At 72.5% G+C, this 3,512-nt stretch carries 1 protein-coding gene; it reads right to left on the bottom strand.

Going from position 1 to position 3,512, the window contains the following annotated elements; all coding sequences use genetic code 11:
• A partial coding sequence (locus AB0E05_RS36315; protein WP_361971873.1) for a type I polyketide synthase occupies positions 1 to 3,462 on the bottom strand: 3,462 nt, incomplete at its 3' end.
• Between the last annotated feature and the right edge of the window lie 50 nt (positions 3,463 to 3,512).

Here is a 3,512-nt window from a genome sequence, read left to right as displayed (position 1 = left end):
TTCCAGAACAGCCACCGCAGGCACCTCGCCACCCGCGGCCAAGTCCTTCACATCGCCCGCACTGACCACCGGCACCCAACCCAGCACCTCACCCCGCGGCGCCGGCACCTCAACCCAGTTCACCTCGAACAGCGAATCCCCCGCGCCCGAAGCCGCCCCCAACTGCTCCGCGGACACCGGCCGGGACACCAACGAATCCAACGTCACGACCAGACCGCCGGTCTCGTCGGCGGCTTGTACGGACAGCGCGTCCGGGCCGCACGGCGCGACGCGTACGCGCAGGGTCTCGGCGCCGGCAGCGTGCAGCACCAGGCCGTTCCACGCGAAGGCGAGGACGGGGCCCCCGGGCTCCTCCGCCGCCGGGTCCGCCGCCGCGCCGAAGGTCCCGGCTTGCAGGGCCGCGTCGAGCAGCGCGGGGTGGATGCCGTACTTGTCGGCATCCTTGCGCTGCTCCTCGGGCAGGGCCACCTCGGCGAACACCTCCTCGCCTCGCCGCCACGCCGCCCGTACGCCCTGGAACGCCGGACCGTAGCCGAAGCCCTGCGCGGCCAGGCCGTCGTAGAAGTCGTCCGCCTCCACCTCGACCCGCTGGGCCCCGGGCGGCGGCCAGGCGGTGAAGTCGTGCTCCGGTCCCTCCCCCGCCGTCGCTGACGGTGCCGTCGCCAGGAGTCCGGTGGCGTGGCGTGTCCACGTGCCGCCGTCGCCCTCGCGCTGGGAGTACACCTCGATGACGCGTGTGCCGTTCTCCCCCGGTGCGTGCAGAGTCAGTTGTACGCGCACGCCGCCGGGCTCGGGAACCACGAGCGGTGCCTCAATCACCAGCTCTTCCAGAACACCGCACCCCACCTCGTCACCGGCCCGCACCGCCAGCTCCACGAGACCCGTACCGGGCAGGAGCGCCACACCGCCGACGGCGTGGTCGGCCAGCCAGGGGTGCGAGCGGAGCGAGAGGCGGGACGTGAAGACCAGCCCGTCGGAGTGCGGCAGCCGCACCATGGCGCCCAGCAGCGGGTGATCCACGGCCGCCTGTCCCAACGCCGCCGCGTCCGTGGCCGATTCGCCCGGAGTGAGCCAGTAGTGCTGGTGGTCGAAGGCGTACGTCGGCAGGGCCGCGCGCACGGACACTGCCGCGGCGGGCAGCACCCCCGCCCAGTCCACGGCCACGCCGCGTACGAACAGCTCCGCCATCGAGGCCAGCAGCCGCCGCAGTCCGCCCTCTTCGCGCCGCAGAGTGCCCGCCACCACCGCTTCGGTGGCGGCGTCCATGCCGTCGACGATCTCGGTGACGGGCTGGACGAGTACGGGGTGGGCGCTGACCTCCACGAACACCCCGTAGCCCTGACCGAGGAGATCGTGGACCGCGGGGCCGAACCGCACCTGACCCCGCAGGTTGCGATACCAGTACCCACCGTCCAATACCCCGGCACCCTCCACCCAACCGCCGGTGACGGTCGAATAGAACGGCACCACCGGAGCCTTCGCGCTGATCCCGGACAGGGCCTCCGCCAAGGCGCCTTGGATGTCCTCCACGTGACGGGAGTGCGACGCGTAGTCCACCGCCACCCGCCGCACCCGAACACCATCCCTGGACAGGGCCTCCAACGCCTCGTCCAACGCTTCGGCGTCGCCGGCGATCACCACCGACGACGGCCCGTTGACGGCCGCGACCTCGACCCGGTCCGCCCAGGGCTCCAGACGAGTGGCCGCCTCCTCCTCGCTCAGGGCGACGGACGCCATGCCCCCACGCCCGGCCAACTCCGAACGGATCGCCTGACTGCGCAACGCCACCACCCGCGCCGCATCCTCCAGCGACAACGCACCCGCCACACACGCCGCAGCGATCTCCCCCTGCGAGTGACCGAGCACCGCATCCGGCCGAACACCCACGGACGACCACACCGCAGCCAACCCCACCATCACCGCAAAACTCGCCGGCTGCACCACATCCACCCGCTCCAACAACCCCAGCTCCACCTCACCCCGCAAAACATCAACCAACGACCAATCCACCCACCGGCCCAGCGCCACCGCGCACTCCCCCACCCGCTCCGCAAACACCGACGAAGAATCCAGCAGCTCACGCCCCATCCCCACCCACTGCGACCCCTGCCCCGGGAAGACCAGCACGAGGTCGCCCGGGACACCGGAGCCGGCGACGCTGCCCGACACGACGTTGGGGCCGCTCTCGCCGCGCGTCAGCGCCCGCAGCCCGGCGAGTGCCTCCTCAGCCGAGTCCGCCACGACCACCGCGCGCTCGTCGAGGAGCGCCCGGCCCGACACCAACGCCCCCGCCACCGCGGCCGTCGAAACCCCACCGGCGGTCTCGACGAACGTCGCGAGCCGCCCCGCCTGCCCGGACAGTGCTCCATGCCCCCGCGCCGACACCACCAGCGGCACCACACCCTCGGGGGCGACTTCCTCCGAGACCGGTTCCTCCGGTGCTTCCTCCAGGATCAGATGCACATTGGTCCCGCTCACGCCGAAAGAGGACACGCCCGCCCGGCGCGGACGGTCCTCGCGCGGCCACGCGCGCCCCTCCGTCAGCAGCTCGACCGCGCCCGCCGACCAGTCCACCTCGGTCGTGGGCTCGTCCACGTGCAGCGTCGGCGGCATGACGCCGTATCGCAGCGCCTGCACCATCTTGATCACGCTGCCCACGCCGGCCGCTGCCTGCGTGTGGCCGATGTTGGACTTCAACGAACCGAGCCACAAGGGCTTCTCGGGGTTCCGATTCCTTCCGTACGTGGCGAGGAGCGCCTGTGCCTCGATCGGGTCGCCGAGGGCCGTGCCGGTGCCGTGGCCCTCCACGACGTCCACGTCCGACGGCGAGAGGCCGGCGTTGGCCAGGGCGCTGCGGATCACGCGCTGCTGTGACGGACCGTTCGGGGCGGTGAGGCCGTTCGACGCGCCGTCCTGGTTGACCGCGCTGGCCCGTAGCACCGCGAGGACCTGGTGGCCGCGCTCGCGGGCCACCGACAGGCGCTCCAGCACGACGACGCCCGCGCCCTCGGCGAGCCCCATGCCGTCGGCGCCGTCCGCGAACGCCTTGCACCGGCCGTCGGTGGCCAGGCCGCGTTGCCGGGAGAACGCCACGAAGTTGCCGGGCGTCGACATCACCATCGCGCCGCCGGCCAGCGCCATCGAGCAGTCTCCGTGCCGCAGCGCCTGCACGGCCAGGTGGATCGCGACCAGGGAGGACGAGCAGGCCGTGTCCACGGTGACCGCGGGACCTTCGAAGCCGAACACGTACGACACCCGGCCCGACGCCACGCTCGGCGTCGCGCCCGTCCCCGCGAAGCCCTCGGACTCGGGAGTCACCACCCCGGCACCGGCCCCGTACCCCTGGCTGGACACGCCGGAGAACACCCCGACGTCCGTGCCCTTCAGCGACAGCGGATCGAGGCCCGCCTGTTCCAACGCCTCCCACGAGGTCTCCAGGAGCAGCCGCTGCTGCGGGTCCATCGCCAGCGCCTCACGCGGCGAGATCCCGAAGAACCCCGCATCGAAAAGCC

It is taken from the genome of Streptomyces sp. NPDC048057 (assembly GCF_040653095.1).
Lineage (GTDB): Bacteria > Actinomycetota > Actinomycetes > Streptomycetales > Streptomycetaceae > Streptomyces.
This window is presented reverse-complemented; position numbering and strand designations above follow the sequence as displayed.